The 20,269-nt window shown below is 52.2% G+C and carries 17 protein-coding genes; 4 read left to right on the top strand and 13 right to left on the bottom strand.

Annotated elements, in window-relative coordinates:
• The first annotated feature begins 108 nt into the window (after positions 1-108).
• Positions 109-3,162 (top strand): type III restriction-modification system endonuclease, encoded by a 3,054-nt coding sequence (locus GTU76_RS07005; protein WP_180698315.1) that lies wholly within the window; start codon positions 109-111, stop codon positions 3,160-3,162.
• A complete protein-coding gene (locus GTU76_RS07010) occupies positions 3,162-5,303 on the top strand; it encodes a GmrSD restriction endonuclease domain-containing protein (protein WP_180698316.1) in 2,142 nt (713 codons plus the stop codon). Before GTU76_RS07005 ends, GTU76_RS07010 begins: the two co-directional genes overlap by 1 nt.
• Before the next feature lie 249 nt (positions 5,304-5,552).
• On the opposite strand, the gene GTU76_RS07015 is transcribed toward GTU76_RS07010, so the two are convergent.
• The 5 genes from GTU76_RS07015 to GTU76_RS07035 all read right to left on the bottom strand — a co-directional run bounded on the left by GTU76_RS07015 (position 5,553) and on the right by GTU76_RS07035 (position 10,769).
• Positions 5,553-6,413 (bottom strand): HNH endonuclease signature motif containing protein, encoded by an 861-nt coding sequence (locus tag GTU76_RS07015; protein WP_180698317.1) that lies wholly within the window; start codon positions 6,411-6,413, stop codon positions 5,553-5,555.
• Positions 6,410-7,987 (bottom strand): AAA family ATPase, encoded by a 1,578-nt coding sequence (locus tag GTU76_RS07020; protein WP_180698318.1) that lies wholly within the window; start codon positions 7,985-7,987, stop codon positions 6,410-6,412. The genes GTU76_RS07015 and GTU76_RS07020 overlap by 4 nt, the downstream gene beginning before the upstream one ends.
• Positions 7,988-8,702: 715 nt before the next feature.
• Entirely contained in the window at positions 8,703-9,188 is a 486-nt protein-coding gene (locus GTU76_RS07025; protein ID WP_180698319.1) for a JAB domain-containing protein, read from the bottom strand.
• Between the two features lie 135 nt (positions 9,189-9,323).
• On the bottom strand, positions 9,324-10,292 hold the full coding sequence (locus GTU76_RS07030; protein ID WP_180698320.1) for a DUF932 domain-containing protein: 969 nt from the start codon (positions 10,290-10,292) through the stop codon (positions 9,324-9,326).
• Positions 10,293-10,433: 141 nt separating this feature from the next.
• Positions 10,434-10,769: a hypothetical protein gene (locus GTU76_RS07035; protein WP_180698321.1), complete on the bottom strand. Its 336-nt coding sequence runs from the start codon at positions 10,767-10,769 to the stop codon at positions 10,434-10,436.
• 522 nt (positions 10,770-11,291) lie between these two features.
• On the opposite strand from GTU76_RS07035, the gene GTU76_RS07040 reads away from it, so the two are divergent.
• Both GTU76_RS07040 and GTU76_RS07045 read left to right on the top strand, forming a co-directional pair.
• Positions 11,292-11,522 (top strand): helix-turn-helix transcriptional regulator, encoded by a 231-nt coding sequence (locus GTU76_RS07040; protein WP_073452056.1) that lies wholly within the window; start codon positions 11,292-11,294, stop codon positions 11,520-11,522.
• Between the two features lie 285 nt (positions 11,523-11,807).
• Positions 11,808-12,905, top strand: coding sequence for a YagK/YfjJ domain-containing protein (locus tag GTU76_RS07045; RefSeq protein ID WP_180698322.1), 1,098 nt, complete (start codon positions 11,808-11,810; stop codon positions 12,903-12,905).
• A 2-nt stretch (positions 12,906-12,907) separates the two neighbouring features.
• Here GTU76_RS07045 and GTU76_RS07050 read toward each other — a convergent pair whose 3' ends face one another.
• From GTU76_RS07050 to eutC, 8 genes are all read right to left on the bottom strand, one after another.
• A complete protein-coding gene (locus GTU76_RS07050; RefSeq protein WP_180698323.1) occupies positions 12,908-13,768 on the bottom strand; it encodes a hypothetical protein in 861 nt (286 codons plus the stop codon).
• A gap of 60 nt (positions 13,769-13,828) precedes the next feature.
• Positions 13,829-15,058: a tyrosine-type recombinase/integrase gene (locus GTU76_RS07055; protein ID WP_180698324.1), complete on the bottom strand. Its 1,230-nt coding sequence runs from the start codon at positions 15,056-15,058 to the stop codon at positions 13,829-13,831.
• A gap of 499 nt (positions 15,059-15,557) precedes the next feature.
• Positions 15,558-16,304, bottom strand: a complete 747-nt coding sequence (locus GTU76_RS07060; RefSeq protein WP_180698392.1) for a S24 family peptidase — start codon at positions 16,302-16,304, stop codon at positions 15,558-15,560.
• Positions 16,305-16,527: 223 nt separating this feature from the next.
• On the bottom strand, positions 16,528-17,055 hold the full coding sequence (ppa, locus tag GTU76_RS07065; RefSeq protein WP_003205933.1) for an inorganic diphosphatase: 528 nt from the start codon (positions 17,053-17,055) through the stop codon (positions 16,528-16,530).
• A 112-nt stretch (positions 17,056-17,167) separates the two neighbouring features.
• On the bottom strand, positions 17,168-17,980 hold the full coding sequence (locus GTU76_RS07070; RefSeq protein WP_180698325.1) for a M90 family metallopeptidase: 813 nt from the start codon (positions 17,978-17,980) through the stop codon (positions 17,168-17,170).
• Between the two features lie 4 nt (positions 17,981-17,984).
• On the bottom strand, positions 17,985-18,635 hold the full coding sequence (locus GTU76_RS07075; protein WP_064118832.1) for a DedA family protein: 651 nt from the start codon (positions 18,633-18,635) through the stop codon (positions 17,985-17,987).
• Between the two features lie 229 nt (positions 18,636-18,864).
• On the bottom strand, positions 18,865-19,326 hold the full coding sequence (locus GTU76_RS07080; RefSeq protein WP_007910890.1) for a GNAT family N-acetyltransferase: 462 nt from the start codon (positions 19,324-19,326) through the stop codon (positions 18,865-18,867).
• Between the two features lie 115 nt (positions 19,327-19,441).
• On the bottom strand, positions 19,442-20,266 hold the full coding sequence (gene eutC / locus GTU76_RS07085) for an ethanolamine ammonia-lyase subunit EutC (protein ID WP_180698326.1): 825 nt from the start codon (positions 20,264-20,266) through the stop codon (positions 19,442-19,444).
• Positions 20,267-20,269 lie beyond the last annotated feature (3 nt).

Below are 20,269 nucleotides of genomic sequence, written 5' to 3' on the forward strand. Positions count from 1 at the left end.
GGACTCTCTGATTGAGTGTTGGGAAAACGAGGTAGTGGAGTTCAAGCGCGCCGGGAACGATTATTCGACCGACGCCTGCAATCCCCTTGGGTCAGCCAGGAATTACGCATGAAACTGAAGTTTAAAGTCCAGCCCTACCAGACTCATGCGGTAGACGCCTTTGCCGACTGCTTTGCTGGTCAGCCAAAATCCTCGGGCGTGAGTTATCGCGTTGACCCTGGAGCTAAGCCATTCGCACCGGTGGCACCGCAACAGATCGACCTGCTCGGTGCGAAGACGATTGAGCCTACGGAGGCGGGCTTCAAGAATGCGGAGCTAGCGTTGAACGCGGCGCAGTTGCTGGGAAACATTCAAGGCGTACAGCGCCGGCAGAACCTGCCGTTATCGGCGGCGCTGGCTAGCGACAAGCATACGGGTTGCACCATCAACCTCGATGTTGAGATGGAGACGGGCACTGGTAAGACCTACTGCTACATCAAGAGCATGTTCGAGCTGAACAAACGCTATGGTTGGAGCAAGTTCATCGTCGTGGTGCCGAGTATTGCCATTCGTGAAGGTGTCTATAAGTCGCTGCAGATCACGGCTGCGCACTTCTTGGAGAGCTACGGCAAGAAGGCGCGCTTCTTCATTTACAACTCCAAGCAGCTACACAACTTGGAAAGCTTTTCCTCGGATGCCGGCATCAACGTCATGGTTATCAACGTCCAGGCGTTCGCAGCCCGTGGTGCAGACCAGCGGCGGATCTATGAAGAACTGGATGACTTTCAATCGCGCCGCCCGATCGACGTGATCAAAGCCAACCGGCCCATCCTGTTTCTCGATGAGCCGCAGAAGATGGAGGGAACCAAGACGCTGGCTTCCTTCAGTGAGTTCAATCCGTTGATGATCGTGCGCTACTCGGCCACCCACAAAACGGAGTACAACAAAGTCCACCGCCTTGATGCGCTGGATGCCTACAACCAAAAGCTGGTGAAGAAGATCAGCGTACGCGGCATCACTGTCAAAGGCCTGACCGGCACCAATGCTTATCTGTTTTTACAGGACATTGAAGTCTCGACCAAATCACCTGTGGCGCGGGTCGAGATGGAGATCAAACAGAGCACTGGTATCAAGCGAGTAATGCGCAAACTCGGCCGCAACGACAATCTGTACGACCTCTCTGGTGGGCTGGATCAGTACAAAGACTACGTGGTTGCCGATATCGACGCTCGTATCGATAGCCTGAGCTTTACCAATGGTGTGGAGCTAGTTGCCGGGGAGGCCGTGGGCAACTTGGATGAGGCTGCCATGCGCCGCATCCAAATCCGCGAGGCGGTAAAGGCACACTTTCAGAAAGAGATGATGCTGTTCAGCAAGGGGATCAAGGTGCTGTCGCTGTTCTTCGTAGATGAGGTGGCTAAATACCGCCAGTACGACGCAACCGGCGAATTGCCCGGCGAGTACGCGCAGATCTTCGAGGAGGAGTACAACACCTACCTTACCGATGTGATGACGCTGGAAGACACGCCCTACAACCACTATCTCAAGGGTATTCAGGCTCGCCAGACCCATAATGGCTACTTCTCTATCGACAAGAAGAGCAAGCGCCTAGTTGATCCCACCGTGGGCAAAAAAGCCACTGAGACCGACGACGTAGATGCCTACGACCTGATCCTCAAGGATAAAGAACGTTTGCTGTCGTTCGATGAGCCGGTGCGCTTTATCTTCTCCCACTCGGCTTTGCGTGAAGGCTGGGATAACCCCAACGTCTTCGTTATTTGCACCTTAAAACACAGTGATAACAGTATCTCCAAGCGCCAAGAGGTTGGTCGTGGCATGCGCCTGGCGGTCAATCAATTGGGTGACCGTATGGATGACCCGGCCACTGTGCACCAAATAAACGAATTGACGGTGGTAGCCAGCGAAAGCTACAAGGACTTCGTCGGCGCACTGCAGAGGGACATCAGCGACTCGTTGTCGGCCAGGCCGCGTGAGGCCAACGAGAGTTACTTCAAAGGTAAGATTTTACAAACCCCGACTGGCGACGTTGAGGTCTCTGCACAACTGGCCAAGCAGATTTACAAATACCTGCTGAAAAACGACTACACCGACGACAACGATCAGATTACCTTGACCTACCATGAGGCCAAAAAACAAGAACAGCTGGCAGAGCTGCCCGTCGAACTGCAGCCCTATGCAAACCAGGTGTTTCAGTTGATCGATAGCGTCTTCAGTGCGGCGCAAATGCCGGAGATTGGCGATGACCGCAAGGCCAAGATCAATCCCCTCAACTCGAACTTCGAGAAGAAAGAGTTTCAGGCGCTGTGGAGCAAGATCAACCGCAAGGCCGCTTACACTGTTCATTTTGAAACCGATGAGCTGGTGGGCAAGTGCGTGGCGGCTCTGGATACTGAGCTGAAAGTTAAACCGATGCTCTACATCATCGAGCAAGGCACCCAGCGGGATAGTGCTAGCTTCGACGATATGAAAGCGGGTGAAGCGTTTGCACGCGGTGAGAGCACAACCGAAAAATACAACCACTCCGTTCATTCTGCGGTGAAGTACGATCTGATCGGCAATCTGGCCGAGGACACCCAGCTAACACGCAGTACCATTGCCAGTATCCTCAAAGGTATCAATGTCGCGGTGTTCAGTCAGTACAAAACCAACCCGGAAGACTTCATCAGCAAGGCCGCTACACTGATCAACGAGCAAAAGGCCACAGCCATTGTCGAGCACATCGCTTACGATCCTGTGGACGAAACCCATAGTTCTGACATCTTCACTGCAGAGAAACCCAAGGACGATTTCAGCAAGGCCTTCGAAGCTAAACACCACGTCTACGACTACGTGTTCACCGACTCCAGCGTCGAGCGTAAATTCGTCGAAGAGCTGGATGCCAGCACCGAAGTGGTGGTGTACGCAAAGCTGCCGAAGAGTTTCTTCATTCCCACACCGGTTGGAAACTACAATCCTGACTGGGCTATCGCCTTCCAAGAGGGCAAGGTGAAGCACGTTTACTTCGTCGCCGAAACCAAGGGTTCAATGTCCAGCATGGATCTGCGTGCCATCGAAGCCTCCAAAATCGCCTGCGCCCGCAAGTTCTTCGCCAAGATTACCTCAGCGCAGGTGAGGTACGACGTGGTGGATGGGTTTGGGAAGTTGATGGAGTTGGTGAAATAATGAAAGCTACCGAAGCCAACTTACTCAAGTTTCTGCGTAAGTCGCCGCAGTTTGTTATTCCGATTTACCAGCGTAATTACTCTTGGACTGAAGCGCAGTGCCGTCAGCTATGGGCGGATCTACTGCGGGCCGGACGTAATGAAAAGGTTAACGCGCACTTCATCGGCTCCATTGTCTACATTGAGCGTGCATTGTCTTCAGTCACCAGTCAGGAAGCCCTGTTAGTGATCGATGGGCAGCAGCGATTGACCACGAGTACGCTGCTGGTTGCCGCTCTTGCCAGCTATCTTGAAGTTCTCGCCCCTGAAAAATTAGATCCGTTCGAGGATTTATTGGAGGCCTTTTCTCCCCGGAAGCTGCGCAACTACTACCTACTCAATCCTGATGAGGATGGTGAGCGCCACTTCAAGCTGATCCTTTCTGAAACCGACAACGAAACGCTCCGCGCAATCCTTAAAGACACCCCCATGCCTGCCGAAAGCAGTACGCGTGTCTATGAGAATTACCAGCTTTTCCGGGAGCTCTTGACGCAACATCACCACGAGCTAGATGCAGTGTGTGAGGGTTTGGCAAAACTTGTGATTGTCGATGTCTCGTTGGATCGCGCCCAGGATAATCCCCAGCTAATCTTCGAGAGCATGAATTCCACCGGACTGGAACTCAGTCAGGCTGATTTGATCCGTAACTACATACTCATGGGGTTGGAGCCCAACCTTCAGACAGAGCTCTACAAGAGCTACTGGCGTCCGATGGAGAAGGGCTTTGGGCAGGCAGCTTATACGGTGCATTTTGATGCGTTCATGCGTCACTATCTGACAGCAAAAACTGGGGAAATCCCTAATGTCCGAGAGGTGTATGTCGCTTTTAAACTCTATGCGGGTACCCTCGCCGGTAACATTTCCGACTTGGTTGCCGATATCCATGGCTATGCGACCTACTATTGTGGCATTGCGCTTGGCGCAGAGTCGCAACCTCTGCTGAAGCAGGTCTTCCATGACCTACGGGAGCTCAAGGTCGACGTGGCATATCCTTTCCTGCTCGATGTCTATCATGACTACAAGCAGGGGCGGCTCAGTGTCGAAGAGCTACATCAGGTGGTTCGGTTGGTCGAGAGCTACGTTTTCCGTCGTGCGGTGTGCTCCATCCCAACCAATTCGTTAAACAAGACTTTCGCTGGACTATCGCGCACGCTGAAGAAGGATCGGTATTTGGAGAGCGTTCAAGCCGCTTTCTTGCTTCTGCCGTCTTATCGGCGCTTTCCGGCCGATGAAGAACTTCAGCGAGAACTCAAACAGCGTGATCTCTATAACTTCCGTAGCCGTAGCTACTGGTTACGACGTCTGGAGAACCACGGCCGCAAGGAGCGCGTGATGGTGGAGGATTACACCATCGAGCACATCTTGCCGCAGAATCCTGAACTGTCCACGCAGTGGCAAGAGGAGTTGGGGCCAGACTGGCAGACGGTTCAGCAGACGTGGCTGCATACCTTGGGTAACCTCACGCTCACAGGCTATAACAGCGAGTATCGAGATCATACGTTTAACTACAAACGTGACCAAGTGACTGACAAAGATGGCAACCCTGTCGGCTTTGCGCAGAGTCCGTTAAAGCTTAACAAAGGCTTGGGACAGGTCCAGATATGGAACGAAGAGGCGATCAAGTCTCGCGCTGATCGCTTAGCAATTGAGGCGACAAAGGTCTGGAGCGCGCCGTTTGTAGGCGCTGATATTCTCGACGCCTACCGCCCGACAACGATTCAGTCTGGCCAGCAGTACAGCATTGATGAACATCCCTTCCTGGGTCCTGGCCCTATGCGCGAACTCTTTGAATGCTTGCGTACCGCCGTTCTGGAGCTTGATCCTTGCGTCAACGAAGAAGTACTCAAGCTCTATATTGCCTTCAAAGCGGAAACCAACTTTGTCGATGTGGTGCCGCAGGCCAAACGTCTGCGCCTGTCGCTCAACATGCCCTTCCAAGAGATCGATGATCCCAAAGGCTTGTGCCTAGATGTGACTAACCTTGGGCGCTGGGGAAATGGAGACGTTGAGATTGGCCTCGCTAGCAAGGACGAGCTGCCCTACGTCATCGGTCTGATACGCCAATCATTTGATAGACAGATGGGGGACAACTTCAGCGCCTGATGCCGTCTGTTGCCGCCGACGCAGAAGTGAGCCAGTTGTCGAGGCGGCACTGACCCAGTTTGATTTTTCGCGAACCATTGCCTGCGCTGGATTTGCTCAAACTTGGGGTAGGGCAGTCTTGCTTCGGCACGTGGGTCAATTCGGCGTCAGCGTCTCCACCTGCTTAAGTGGACACCACTCTTGCCCCCCGCGACCAATCACCATACGCCAACGAACCTCTTACTCCCCCCATTTGGTAAGCCCACAGCTTCATTCTGAAAAATGCAATATCAATGCCTGATAGAGACCGCGCTGCCAGTGATTTGGAAACTGCGCCTCAGATACCCCAGAAACCAAGATCGTATCGCAAATAACTTGGTCGGTAAGTCCGTGTAGCTTAAGTGATTTAACTTGCGACATAATCGTCCCTAAGTTTTGTGCTGCTTTAACTGCGTACCGTCGCGCTAAGTTGAAATCATCAAAGTGCTTTTTGGCCCTGCGCTTATCTGTTTCAGGCCAGTCGGCAGGAGCACTTACAAAATATTCGAACTCTCCAGGCTCACCCATTTCTCCATCTTTGTATTGCGCAAAAATCCATTGATCAAGAAAGAATCTTTCTTGATCCAGGTATGGCTGTATAACTTGGTGATCTGCTTGTGTCGCAAATACGGCCGCTTTACCATCCATGTTGCAATCTCTACAGGATGGAACTAGGTTGCTCGGCAGAATCGAAAACTGTGGAAAATGTGACTTAGGCAGGAAGTGATCTAGGTTTCTAGGAGTTCCGATTCCACCGCAAAACGGGCAGCTTTCTTTGGCCGAGTTTAGTAATTTTTCATATATCTCTCTCGTGGGTTTTTCTTCCGGGACAAAATATGTCTCGTATAGCTTCACGAAGTCAGATTTAGTCAGGTCGTTTAGTACAATAGGGTTCGGGTTATGGCTAAGATCCACGGGTGCTAGCAAATAAAGCGCCCCATTGCGAGAGCCTTCCAGATAACGCTCACCCTCCGCGAGCAAATTTATTTTCACACCTTCAACTTTACGTTTAAAATTAGCATTGCCTGTGATTCCGGTGATGCAGATTTCAATAGCCCGTTCAAATGAAAGTGGCTCTGTTAGGCGCATCATGATGCACGTCCTTTATCTCGGCTAGAGACAAGCGCTCTTAGAATAGCCTTCCCCTCGAAGCCGAGTTGGCCATTATATTCTTGGATTATCTCGTCATAAGTTTTTCCAGATCTAACCGATATTGCTAATAAATCATGAAATCCTGAGCGCTCTACCTCTAGGTTGAAAACCTCTGTAGTCAATACCCCAACGTTTTCTGCGAAGGTTTCAACCTTAGGGCGGTCAGTGAGGATATTCTTGCCAACTCTATGGATTATCCACGCGCAGGATTTAGGGATTTCCTGTAGTACAACTGGAGAATGTGTCGCAATGATCGCGACTCCATTTTGATCGTGAAGTAAATCAGCTAAAGCGCGTATAAATGCTGATAATAGCGGGGGGTGTAAATGACTTTCCGGTTCATCTAAAAGAACCAGGGTTTTTTCTTCTACTGTTGCAACGAGGCGAGTAATAGTTAGCAGGACTATTGCATGGCCTGAACTCATTTTTGAAAGATATGGGGAAGCTTTAGAGAGATAAGTCTCCTTAAATATATCTGAATCTGATTGCTCTGTGAGTGCTAGGCTGGCTCGAACGCCTCTATAAACCGACTCTAATTGCTCAAGTCGCATTAACGAAAAGTTTTCATCAGATCCTAGTTTTTCGATAGCGCTTAACCATCGCTGGGTTTTAGCTTTATTGTTAAAGCACCAGCTAAGAGCTTTTATGCAGTCGCTTCTTAACTCGGGGATTGTTCTGAGTCGTTCTTCTTCGCCTCTGCTCTTAAGGCCGATATAGAAGTAGCATGTTCCTTTCGCAGGATCGGACTGTTCCTTGGGTGGTGTAAATGGGTCGAATGCACTAAAAGAAACTGATACGAGACTACTGAAGTAGTCGGATTCGATTTTTTGTCCCCATTTTCCGTAAAAAACACCGACATTTACCTCATTCGTCTCGCGTGTTATTGCGCCGATCATTCCGTTCAATAATGTGGTTTTGCCAACGCCGTTCCGACCGATTACGGCATGAATATTAGTGTTTGGTTTGGCGTCGATTGCGACATTGAAATTCATGTCGATACTGCCGAAATCATCCGTCTCTGGCGTAATGTAACGGAAACTAAATCCGGTTAATTCTGCCTTGCCGTCGAGTACGCGTGCAAACTGTCCCTTTACCACAGATAAACTGTATTCTCGCAAAAGTGATGTGCCTAATACCTCTTCGTTGCTTATGTCATCAATAAGCTCAGGGCGTGAAACGATATCTCTCAAAGCGTATAAAATTTCCTTGCGTAAATTTTTATCAAGGTTATGCATCGCTTTATAAAAATCTACACCTTGCCCCAGTGAGAAGAAATCTTCGGGCAAGCTCTTGAATTTCTCGGATATTTTTGAGTAAGTGGCGGTGCTGGTTGTTTGCCCTTTAAAGCCAATTTTTACACGGCCGATCTCCCAAAGCTTGCCATCTGGATCATAAAGACTCATGTAGAACATTGTGACAAACGAAAAATCATTCCAGTTGTCTTTTTCCAAGTAAACAGTGCTTTTGCCTTGACTAGGCTTGCGAGTACCTACTGGTAGAATAACAAACTCCATTTGGCACTTTCTCCTAAAAGTCAGTTTAAGGGGTGGCCCTTATTGGCTTCATCGAGCCCGAGGTGAGTGGCGCGCCTGGTCTCCGGGGATTCATCAGTAAAGTAGGTAAATTGACGACTTTGGTGAAGTCGTATTCGGAATCCCAGATGAAGAGCCGCAGCGTACTCTGAGTGGACCATAAGGGGCCAGTCCATTGCACTCGATTTTTGGAATCTACAGATTGGTTGCTTGTGCCAATTTACTTACCTTGACGCTGCAACACCGCTTTGCCGTGTCCTTATCGATGAAGCACGGGATGCGTTTGAAATGCAAAATGGCCATTTGATGGGTATCTTCCCTCGGCATAATTCCATTAAGTGCCATCGTCCATAAATAGGGGCGGTGCTCTCGATGGCCGTGCAGGACAGTAATGTCCAAGTCAAAAAAATGAATTAGGTGGCAGGAGGCATTTCAGCCTCCGCCGGCATTATTTCATTTGGCGCTTGCACATCAGTTCGAAGAGCAGTAGGTCGATGCTTACGAACGTCAAGATCGGCGGAAATCTCAGGATCAGGTTTACAGTCAGCAGTGCTGTTGAAGCTCTCACCAGAAAGCGTATCAGCGCCAAGGGAGTTTCTTTGATTAAGGTGATTTTGGCTTCTGTCGGTGCCATCGGTACTTTGCTAGATTGGCTTGCCTTGTGCGTGCCAAAGGCATATGTCCTTTCCAGCCTTTTTCAATGTGCCAGCGATACGCAGCCCTCATAGCTCACCACTACATGATCCAAAATACGGGTGCCGACCATATTGAGGGCGTTTTTAAGGGTTGTGGCCAATGCGTGATCCGCATGGCTGGGCGCCGGGTCCCCGGAGGGATGGTTATGGACCAGGATCACAGCCGCAGCGTTGTATTCCAGTACGATCTTCACCACTTCCCGTGGATGCAAGCAGGCGCCTTCTAGGGGGCCTCTGAATAGCTCTCTGAAACCAACAACCCGGTGCTCGATATCTAGCAGTAACAAAGCAAAGATTTCGTATTCATGGAACTGCAGCAGCGTTTGTAGGTGAGTGAAGACGAGTTTACGCTCAGTCAGCGCGCGTCCTTTAGACAGACGAAACATCGCGAGTTGTTGAGCCATCTGCAAGACGTCGGCCTCGGTGAGCGGTGATTCCATGACATAGGTGCCGGGCGTTTCACCGGCTTTGAGCTTGGGATATTTCATGCTGGTATTCCTATCACGAACGCGTGAAAGCACTGGAGGGTGGGTGGCGCGGTTACTGGAAGGTGGGCTTTGGGATTAAATGATTCCGAACGCCCTTTTAGGCGAGAGCGCTCGGCAGTGCTGTGGTTCGATGGTTCACGCAACGAGTTGTAAGGCCGCATTGAGAGCCTTCTGTTTAATTACTGCGCCCTGCCCAAACCATGCCGAATCCATTCGATACTCAGGGCTCCTGGCGCGCCTTTCATGATCCACGTATTCAGTCACAGCGTTCAGCAAGCCCCATGCTGTTCCGCGAGCGGACGCCATATCAGATCCTCGGCCTTTACCTTCGTACAGGCTTTGTATCTTCTCCATAGCTCGTTTGTTGGGTAGTACATTGGGAATGGGGTCATGCGCGCTGGTGTCGCACAGCACGTCCATGAAGAAACTCATGGCCTCAGTCCACTGAACCTTACGTTCCGCGAGTGCGTGCATCCGATACATGAATTCGTCCCATTGCGAGACGGCGATGCCTAGTTGTTTTTTTACTGCCTGCGAATCAAAGCGCGTGTTGTGCGGAACCTTGATGGCGCGGGTGGCTCCGTTCAGAGAGATAGTCAGCGTGTTATTGCAGACCACGCGAACAGTGGTGGGAGTCGCAGTGGTGGCTAGTGTGCCGTCACAGGAGGTGGCCAGCAGCAGATAGCCGTTCACTTGATCATTCCCCTTCAGCGCAGTCTCTTGGCCCGTCCTGGCGAGCGCCCAGAACTTGCGCCCACCTTTAAGCACTCCGGCGGTTTCCAGCTCATAACCTGAGACCTCGGTGAGGTCTCGGTAGAACTCCAGGACTTCACGCGGCTGCACCACTTGATAGCGATTAGATACCACCGATAACGGCGCTTTGGTGTCGGAGCGGTACAGCACATTTTGTTCCGGAAAGGAGTGGATCGAGCCCAGAGTGCCGATAGTGTCTGATTTGAAATGCACTGGACTGTCCTGGATTTGCCAGTTCATGCCGGCTTCGCGCTGCCAGACTTCCAGCGGTTGTTTTTGCGTCAGGCGGTTGCCGAGGCCATGCCAAGGGGTAGCGCCAACGTAAGCCATTTGTTCGACTAGATGAGCCATGGGAATGATTCCTTTTCATAGGCGCACGACGAGGCCGCTGAGTGTTCAGCAGGGATCAGTCGGCGTGCGGGAGGATATTGGAGAGGGGTAGTGATGGATCAGATGGGGACCAGCAGTTGCGTCAAGCGGGAGATGAACAGTTCAAGCGGAATGACGGCTGCTAAATGACAGTCCGCAGTTGAGACAACCGTAATTGTCCAAAACCCGCTCATCGATGACTTCGCCGAGTTTGGCGCCCGCGATGCAGCCGGTCGCCGCTCCGGCTAATCCGCCGAGAATGGCCCCGACCATACTGGCAGCAACGACACCAGCGGGACCGGCTACGACGCCGACGACAGCGCCTACTTCGGCGCCGCCCATAGCGGCGGTGACACCTTGGGCGGTGCCACCGACGGTGCCGATAAGGGCGCCGACTTTCCTGGCGAAATCCTTGGTGATGACAGCGCTGGAGTGACAGCGTGGGCATTGAGTGGTCATGTGCAGGGTTCCTGTAGAGAGTCGCAATGAAGTCATTACACGGGCATAGAGCTCATCAAGCGGATCGCCTAGGTGATCCGCTTGAATGTTGAGCTGTCGAATGTGGAGGGATGCTTGATGCGCAGAGGTACAGGGTTGTGATGTATGACTGAAATTTCGTTGACTGCGAATTTTGATGGATTTTCAATCTCGATTATGGCTTGGGTTATGCAAGTGAGTGGCGCTCTGGAATCTGTTCGGATCTTGCAGGACTGGCTCAGATCGAGTTGGACAAGATGAGGGAAAGACATTTTCTGCTGGTAATTGACATGAGAACTAAGTCGCTTGTCTGAGAACTAACTCTAGGACGAGCCAATGCGTGCACGCATACGCGCACGCGCGCGAGGTAAACAGCAGTGGGCCCCCGCCTGGCGTGTTGACGCGTTTCTGTAAAACTTCTACGAAAGCACAGGTAATTTTCCGGGCGTGGGAATCCCTTTAGAGTAGTCCCGTCGCGTACCAACGCAGTCTGGAGCTTACGAAATGGCAGAAATCAGCACTACCCATCCCAGAGTTTTACGCCTTAAGCAGGTGCTCGATCGTGTGGGTTTGTCGCGTTCAACGATTTATGACCGGATGAACCCTGCGTCACCGCGCTACGACGACTCGTTCCCCAAACCGATGAAAATTGGTAGTTCAGCGGTAGGCTGGTTGGAATCGAGCATTAACAAGTGGATTGAATCACTGGTTGATAATACTTTGAGAGGAAAGTGAGCTTGGAATAAAGGTTCAGGATAAGCCCATCTAGATGTGAGTTCTTCGCGTACTAACTTAAGAAAATGGTTGGGTTTGTTATGGCTCAATCTAGGCGGTGTGTTGAGTTTTATTTGTGGTATCTCTGGTCTGAAGAGGGTGTGTGGATATTGGTTTATATGTTATTAGATAATAACTAGAGGGTGTTGAGTTGTTTGATGGTGTGTAGGGCGTTGAGTGACCTGTCTGAATGACAGGTCGTAAATGTGATTAAAATTTTATATTGATTGTGGATGTGGTGTGGTTATGAGTTTTAATGAGTTGGAATTTATTGATGCTTATAAGGAAAAGGTTGTTGAGGAGTTTTATGATCCAATAAAGGAGGAGGGGTACTCGTGTTTTAGTGGGGACGGTATGCTATTTGATTCTGTTAGCAGGATCATGAGGGCTGTAAGTGTGATGGAGAAGGCGACAGGAGATATATTTAGTTTGTCGTCGCTCAAGCATCGAGGTGAGCTGGTGTTAAGTAAAGAAGAGACAAGTATTGTAATGGCGGTTACAATTAGCTATGTTGAGCTTGAAAGAGGAATGGTCCTCTTTAAGGTGAATCCTTATGTTAGTGTCTTTTATGAGTGTTATAGAAAAATAAATCCTACAAGTCCATACAGGCTGGAGAAGTCGGAGTTGCCTGAATGTTTTCATGGGCTAAATCGGTTTGTTAATGCGGTGAGAGAGTGTGTTTCTGGTGGAGCATTCAAGCGGGAGATGTCCGCGCATATGCGGGCAGCTAATAAGAACTATTCAGGTCTCTTGAGTTACATAGATTCTTTGTTTGCGCGTTATTCTAGAATTTTGGTTTTAAGAGTTGATTTCTCATACGGAAAGGGGAAGCTTGAAGTTGAAGATTATAGCCGGTCGAGTGATAGGTTGGACGCTCTAGGTATTGTTACGAAGCAAATTGTTCAGCATCGAATAGAGCTTATCGACTATCTGAAAAACAAGTGCCCTGATCTGGGGATGGTGGGATACGTATGGAAGCTTGAGTACGGTAGGGAGAAAGGCCATCATTACCACATGATGTTCTTTTTAGATGGGGCGAAGGTGCGGCAGGATATTGTCATTGCGAAGCTGATAGGTGAGTACTGGAATAATGTGATCACTCAGGGGAAGGGCGTTTATTATAACTGCAATGGAAATAAATCGAGGTACAGGCACTGTGGTGTGGGGATGATTCACTACAGTGAGGCGGAAAAGCTGAGCAGTCTTAAAGAGATGGCAGCAATCTACCTTACCAAAGCGGATCGATATGTAAGTGCTTGCATGCCTGGGAACAAAAGAACATTTGGTAAGGGCAACTCTCCAAAGGTTGGCGAGCGATCAGTTGGTCGGCCGAGAGAGCATTAATATCAATCAGAGATGTAATGAGTTGGAGGTTTGGCGATCCTAACGGCAGCGGAGACGATAGGATCATTTTTTATCCAGCGTCTCAATGTCTTTTCGATGCTGCTCAGAGCGGGACGCCTTACGTTGTTTTCTACCATGTATTTTTTTATTTCTGGTAATATTGCTTTGTAAGCATCTAACTCTTGAGTCCAGCCTTCGTGCGGAGCTAGTGTGTTAATAAGGTCGCAAATTTTTTGTTTGGTGGCCAAGTAGTGCTCCTTGCGAGCAAGGCCTCCTTCTGTCGCAACCTCTGATCGTGTTTTGATTGTCTCTTTAAAGTATCGTTGGTCGCCTGAATAAAGCATATGCAGGCCGCAAGATAACATCTTTATTCCTATATCTGCTCCGCGTGTTTGGTAGTAATCTATCGCAATGAATATGCTTGAGTAAGCGTTTTTTATATGTTGGAAGGCAGCGCTTTTTTCCTTTGTTAGAATTGGTTTTAATTTATTTTTTAGTTCCTTGTTGTTGTGTGAGTGTGTATTCGTGCGTTCTACTAATATTTTATCAAGATTGATTTTGTTTTCGTTCGAAATGGTTCTACGAAGCATCATGTATCGCTTTATTACTATTTCAAACACTTCATTTGCTGCGCTCTCTATGTTAAGGAGGACTAGGTGTTTGTATTCGGGGTAGTCTGCTAGGTTTGGTAGGAAGGGTTTTTCTTTGGGGGGAGATTGCTCGATTATGAGCTCTAGTTTGGTTTTTTGGGTTGCAGTCCAATTATCGAAGTCTACAGAGATCTCTATGGAGAAGTGACTTTTTATTTTGGGGTCATTACTTGTGCGTGTGGTAACTCTTAATTTGTTGCGTTGAATCTGCAAAATTTCATCGTCCTTGAATCGGTCGTTGAGGCAGCTCCTTCGAAGGAACTGCTTATGTTTTTAAACTGAATTAGTTGCTTGGGTGTTCTCAGTCAGCGGCTTGCATATGAATTTAGCCCAATCTGTCATGAGTGCCCGTCGCTTGTCGAGGAAATCGGAGCGAGAGTACGCCCCTTCAGTTTGGTCGCGTTCGTCATGTGCGAGTGCCATTTCACAAACCTCTCGTGGGTAGTGTGTGCATTCACCCGCCCAGTCACGAAATGAAGAGCGAAAGCCATGTCGAGTAATGTGTTCATACTTCATGCTGTGCAGAAGCGTGCGTATGGCATTTGTGTGCATCACTCCTGACTTCCCTTGGCCTGGGAACAGATAGGGGCTTCCTTCAGCTCGCGGGATACCTCGCACCAGCCTTATGACCTCATTGGCAAGCGGGACGACAAAGGCCACGCGCATTTTCATGCGTTCATCCGGCAGAGACCAATTGCCAGCTTCCAAATCAAACTCATCCCAACGAGCAAACCTCACCATGTGGGCACGTGCGCTGGTCATGATCAGCAGTTGAGCGGCCAAGGAGGCGGGTGTGGCGTTCGCGCTGAGTTTGCCCATTAGGGCTGGCACGTCCTGCCAGCGCAACGCTTCAAAGTGCTCGCGTTTTCGAGCCTTCTTCTTTTCAGCACGACTCAGAAGGTTGTCCAGATGTCCGCGCCAGCGAGCAGGGTTTTCGCCCTCTCGTAAATTGCGTGCCTTGGCTGCGTCCAGAACCTGTTCAATTTGCCCGCGTACCTCGTCGGCAGTTCTGGTTTTGGTGGCCCAGATAGGTTGCAGCACCTTGAGCACCTGAGGAGTACCGATCTCCTCGGCTGACAGCTTGCCGATATGGTTAAACGCATACAGCTCCAGCTTCCGTAGCCAGCCTTTACGCCACTTATCTGACCAGGTGCCTCCGTGTGCCTCGCAGTATTCCTTCGCGAGTGTCTCGAACTTCAGCTGTTTCGCTTCGCTAGTACGTTGTGCTTCACGTTGGGCCGCGCGTTCGATGTCGCGAGCGGCTAGAGGATCTATACCGTCGCTCAATTGGCTGCGTTTGGCGCTGGCGTCCTGTCTTGCTTTCTTTAGACCTACTTCAGGGAATGAGCCCAAGCCCATCTCCCTACGGCGCCCCGCCAGTTGAAAGCGAAGTAGCCAGGATTTACGCCCGGTAGGTTTGACGACCAAGCGAAGCCCATCACCATCTTCATAGGTGCCGGGTTCGGTCAGGTTTTCGACTTGTTTCGGATTCAGCTTACCCATTGGATTCCCCTGTCGTCCCTTTGTCCCCCCACCTGTCCCCCCACTTCATCGTCGGATGAGGTCAAATGGCGTTGAACGCCATCGGACAGGGGAATGCCTGAAACCCCCGGAATAGCTAAGCTATCAGGAAGATTCTTGGATGGGATAGGATTATTTCGGACAATTAAAAAGCCGGCTTGTGGCCGGCTTCTCGGGGACTGGCTTGGCCTATTTTTGGTAAGCCTTGCCAGCCTTCAAAACGTACATCCGGATCTGCGTCCGGCTGTGGGACTTGGTCAGACGTTGGTCTGCCGCGTCGGGCGCTGTCTGAGCCGCGGGGCGGGTCGATGCGCAAATGTGGGGCGCAGGATACTGAGTTTTGCTGTGGATTCCCAGTCTGAAGTGCGGTTTAGAGCGACTTCTGCGTCAGAAATCCGGGATTTGTACCGAATGTCCGGGCCGCTTCGTGAGCTGGCTCGCTCCCACAGGGTTCAGTGCAAACTCGAAAAACTGCATCAAGTCAGAGAAACGGCACCACCGGCCGCCGCTTGCTCACGGTCGACCACCAGAATACCCAGCCCAATATATGAATTCTTTGCTCCTCGATCTGCGCCGGGCGGAACACTTCGTCCGGGTATTCGGCGCTGTTGTGGCTGCGCAGGCGCAGGCCGTTGCCAGGCATACGGTGCAGGTATTTGATGCGCAGCATGCCGTCGTGTTCGATGGCATAGATCTCGCCGTCCACCACTTGAGTCAGGCCGCGGTCGATGGCGACGATGGAGCCGTCTTCGATGCGTTCGGCCATGCTGTTGCCGATCATGTGCGCACAGATAGCGTCGGCGGGGCGGATTTCCAGTTGATCAAGGGGCGCGCGCAGCAGCCGGATGGAGAGATCCGTATCCTGAATGACGTGGGTTTTGTCGGAGCCGTTGCTCAGTGGTGTTTCTTTGAAGAAGGCAAGTTCGATGTCGTTGGGATGGATGAATCGATAGGCGCCTTGGGGGTCGTGGGCATCAAAGCTGTCGCCATTGCTGGCAGGCTGATTCAGGCTTGGCGCTTCTTTTGTGCCTTCGCCGGTTTTCAGCCATTCGCTGTTGACGGACAGCAGGCGTGAGACTTCTTCCATGCGATACGCCGGGACGCCCCGGGTGTACCAGTTGTGGACATTTTGGGCTTCCGTGCCCCAGAACTTTGCGAAACCCGTCGTGGAGATGTTCGCTGCTTCCAGGAGTGCCTTGAATCTTGGACCGCTAGTGTTCTTTCTCATAAACACGGAGTCTACGGCCGTGCCAGAGCGGTTTGAATAAACCGGGCGTTCAAAAACGGACTGAATTTTGCGACGGGATGTAAGACGTTCTTGTGGGAAATTACACAAGATAAAACTTTTCTGTAGTCCGTCATAAACACTCTGTTTAAGGCGGCTTTTCCCGAGCACAAAAAACCCCGGATCAACCGGGGTTTTCTTCAAGCATCACGCGTAGCGCAGGTGCTTAGCCTTTGTAGGCGGCAACCGACTTGGTGATCGCTTCGCGGGCGGCGTCTGCACCGGCCCAGCCTTCGATCTTGACCCATTTGCCTTTTTCGAGATCTTTGTAGTTCGCGAAGAAGTGCTCGATCTGCTGGATCAGCAGTGGCGGCAGGTCGGTGTATTCCTTCACGTCGACGTACAGCTGGGACAGCTTGTCGTGTGGGACTGCGATGACTTTGGCATCGCCACCGCCGTCGTCGGTCATGTTCAGGATGCCGACTGGACGCGCGCGGATCACCGAGCCTGGAGCAACCGGGTAAGGGGTCACAACCAGCACGTCGAGGGGATCACCGTCGTCTGCCAGGGTGTTCGGGATGTAACCGTAGTTGGCCGGGTAGAACATTGGGGTGGCCATGAAACGGTCAACGAACAGGCAATCGCTGTCTTTGTCGATTTCGTATTTGATCGGCGCGTGGTTGGCCGGGATCTCGATCGCGACGTAGATGTCGTTCGGCAGGTCTTTGCCAGCCGGAATCTTGCTGTAGCTCATTGGGCGTTGCCCCCGTAGTTGACCAAAAACACTTGGCCGGATTGACCAAAAAGTGGCGGCGATTATAGGCATATTCTGCCGTCGACGCCATGTACCGAAAGTCGTGCAGAGCTTAGTCGTGCGCCTGATAGACCGGGTCTGTGGCCTGAAGTTGCCGCAACCGGCTCAACGGATCCTGACGGTAGAAAAGCTGCAACTGCGCATACACCTGTGGATAAGCCTCATGCAGCAGATCCGGGGCGCTGAAGAAGTATTCGCTGGTGACCGCAAAGAATTCCGCCGGGTTCTCGGCGGCGTAGGGATCGATGGCGGTTTCGGCGTCCGGGTCATGGTCGAGCTGGCGGTTGAGGTCGTCGTAGGCGTGTTGCATCACCTCGGCCCAGTCGCTGACGCGCATGTCGGTGTGCAGCGGCGGCAGGCCGTTGGCGTCGCCGTTGAGCATGTCGAGTTTGTGCGCCAGTTCGTGGATCACGAGGTTATAGCCTTCCCAGCCACCACTGGCCATCACGCCGGGCCAGGCGAGGATGATCGGCCCCTGCTGCCAGGCTTCGCCGCTGTGCTCGCCGTCCCACTCGTGCTCGACACCGCTGGCGTCACGATGACGTTGCGGGCTGAGAAAGTCGTCGGGGTAGAGCACGATCTCGTGGAAACCCTGATACCAATTCAGATCGCCGAGTTGCATCAGCGGCAGTTGCGCCTGGGCCGCGAGCAACAGGCGTTGTTCCTGGTGCAGGTCGACGCCGGGCAGGGCGCTCAGGTGTTTGTCTTCGAGGAAAAGAACGCAGGCTTCGCGTAGCCACTGGTCTTCGGCAGCGCTGATGCCGTCGAGAAAACTAAGGTGATGGCGCACCCGTTGCCACATGTCGTCGGCGATCGGGTGCTTCGCCAGAATGCGCCGGCGACGCCAGGCGCTCAACGACCACATCGGCTTAGTGCGATTGGGCTTTGGTGCCGCCGAAGCGGCTGCGAACCACACCGATAATCATCGGTACCAGCGACAGCAGAATGATGCCGACGACCAGCAACGACAGGTTTTTCTTGATGAACGGCACGTTGCCGAAGAAGTAACCCAGCGTCACCAGACCGCCAACCCACAACACCGTACCGAACACGCTGAAACCGAAAAAGCGCGGGTAGGGCATCTTTGCTACACCAGCGACGAAGGGTGCAAAGGTGCGGATGATCGGCAGAAAGCGCGCCAGAGTCACGGTTTTGCCACCGTGCTTGTCGTAGAAGTCGTGAGTCTGTTGCAGGTAATCGCGACGGAAGATTTTCGAGTTCGGGTTGCTGAACAGCTTCTCCCCGGCCGTTCGTCCGATCACGTAGTTGGTGCTGTCGCCGAGTATGGCCGCGAGCATCAGCAGACCACCCAACAGCACCGGATCCATTCCACCGCCAGCGGCAACGGCACCGGCAATGAACAGCAGCGAATCACCCGGCAGGAATGGCATTACCACCAGACCGGTTTCACAGAAAATCACCAGAAACAGGATGGCGTAGATCCATGGCCCATAGTTGTTCACCAGCAAATCGAGGTAAACGTCGAGATGCAGGATAAGGTCGAGCGGGTTGAAATCCATGGAGGCACCTGTATGGCGGCCCGACTCGGCAGGCCTGTGCGGATGACTTCGTGTAAGCCTACAGCGGGGTGTAGTTTTTCTTACAAGCCGGAAAGCTCGGGATTATACGGTCTGAAAGATGAAAAGCGCGTTGCTTTTGTAGCGAGGGATGTCGGGCTGTGAATAATTGTCAGCATGCACCCGGCATGTCTGAGGGAGCAGGCTCCCCCATCACACGTTGCGTTTGCAATCAAAGCTCTTCGCTGATCGGCAGCACGTAGTTCTTGAACTCGGTGTCCTCCTTGAACCCGATGGATTCATAGGTTTTCTGCGCGACTTCATTGTTGCTGCTGGTGGAGACGCGCATGCGCACGGCCTGGGTTTCCTTGGCCATTTTTTTTGCAGTGCGGATCAGGTTGTCGGCGACCAGTTGGCGGCGGGCGTCTTCGGCGACATAGATGTCGTTGAGGATCCACACGCGTTTGAGTGACAGCGAGGAGAAGCTCGGATAGAGCTGACAAAAACCCATCAGCTTCTTGTCGTCATCATCGGCCAGGGCCAGATAGATCACCGATTCCTTGCGGCGCAGGCGTTTTTCGAGGAACGCGCGGGAGGAGTCGGGGTAAGGCAGGGAACCGTAGAACTCGCGATATTTGACGAACAACGGAGTCAGTAAATCCAGATGTTCGAGGGTCGCTTGAATAATCCGCATGATAGGTCTCGTCTTCAAGTGGCTGTCTTCAACTGCTCTGACGGCGATGGGAAACCCGTGCGGCCGTGCATCGATCCTGCCTGAAACCTGCGCAGAAACGCAATGCGGAAACGGTTCAGGTAGGGGGCGGGCTGAGTAGGAAGTTTCCTTTCATGTCCGCACCGGCGTCCGACTCCAGCGTCTGAACCTGTGCTTCGTCCTTCAGATTCACGCCCGACAGCTGTCTGCGGCAAGCTTCCCGCATCAAGTACAGCAAGCGGTGCGCCGCCATGCCGTAGCTCAAGCCTTCTAGCCTTACATTGGAAATGCAGTTGCGGTAGGCGTCGGTCAGGCCGATCTTTGGATTGTAGGTGAAATATAAACCGAGGCTGTCTGGCGAGCTGAGGCCCGGGCGCTCGCCGATCAGCATTACCAGCATTTTTGCGCCGAGCAACTGGCCGATTTCATCACCGACGGCGACCCGACCCTGTTCCACCAGCACCACAGGGGCAAGCGACCAACCGTCGGCAGTCATCTGCTCCTCCAGTCGGGTCAGAAACGGCAAGGTATGCCGATGCACCGCCAGCGCCGACAGGCCGTCGGCCACGACAATCGCCAGATCGACACCACCGGGGTGCGCCGCAGCGTAGTCACGCAAGGCCTGTGCTGATTCATCGCTGAGTTTGCGGCCCAGATCCGGGCGTTGCAGATAGCTGTTGCGATCCACTGCCGCGCTGTGCAGCAACAAGGATTTGCACCCGCGCTCGCTCAGTTGCGCGCTGAGCCCAGCGTGATCGAACGGCAAGTGCACGGCATCCCGTGCCTGCGCGTGGGCAAACTGGAAATCCAGTTGTGCGCTGGTCGGCAAACTGGTGCCGGTGCGGCCTAGGGCGATCCGCGCCGGGGTCAGGCGGCGCAGTTGCAGCCAAGGGTTTTGCAGGTCCACGGGCGGTTTTTCCATGTG

Origin of the sequence: Pseudomonas crudilactis, from assembly GCF_013433315.1 — a bacterium.
Classification (GTDB): Bacteria; Pseudomonadota; Gammaproteobacteria; order Pseudomonadales; family Pseudomonadaceae; genus Aquipseudomonas; species Aquipseudomonas crudilactis.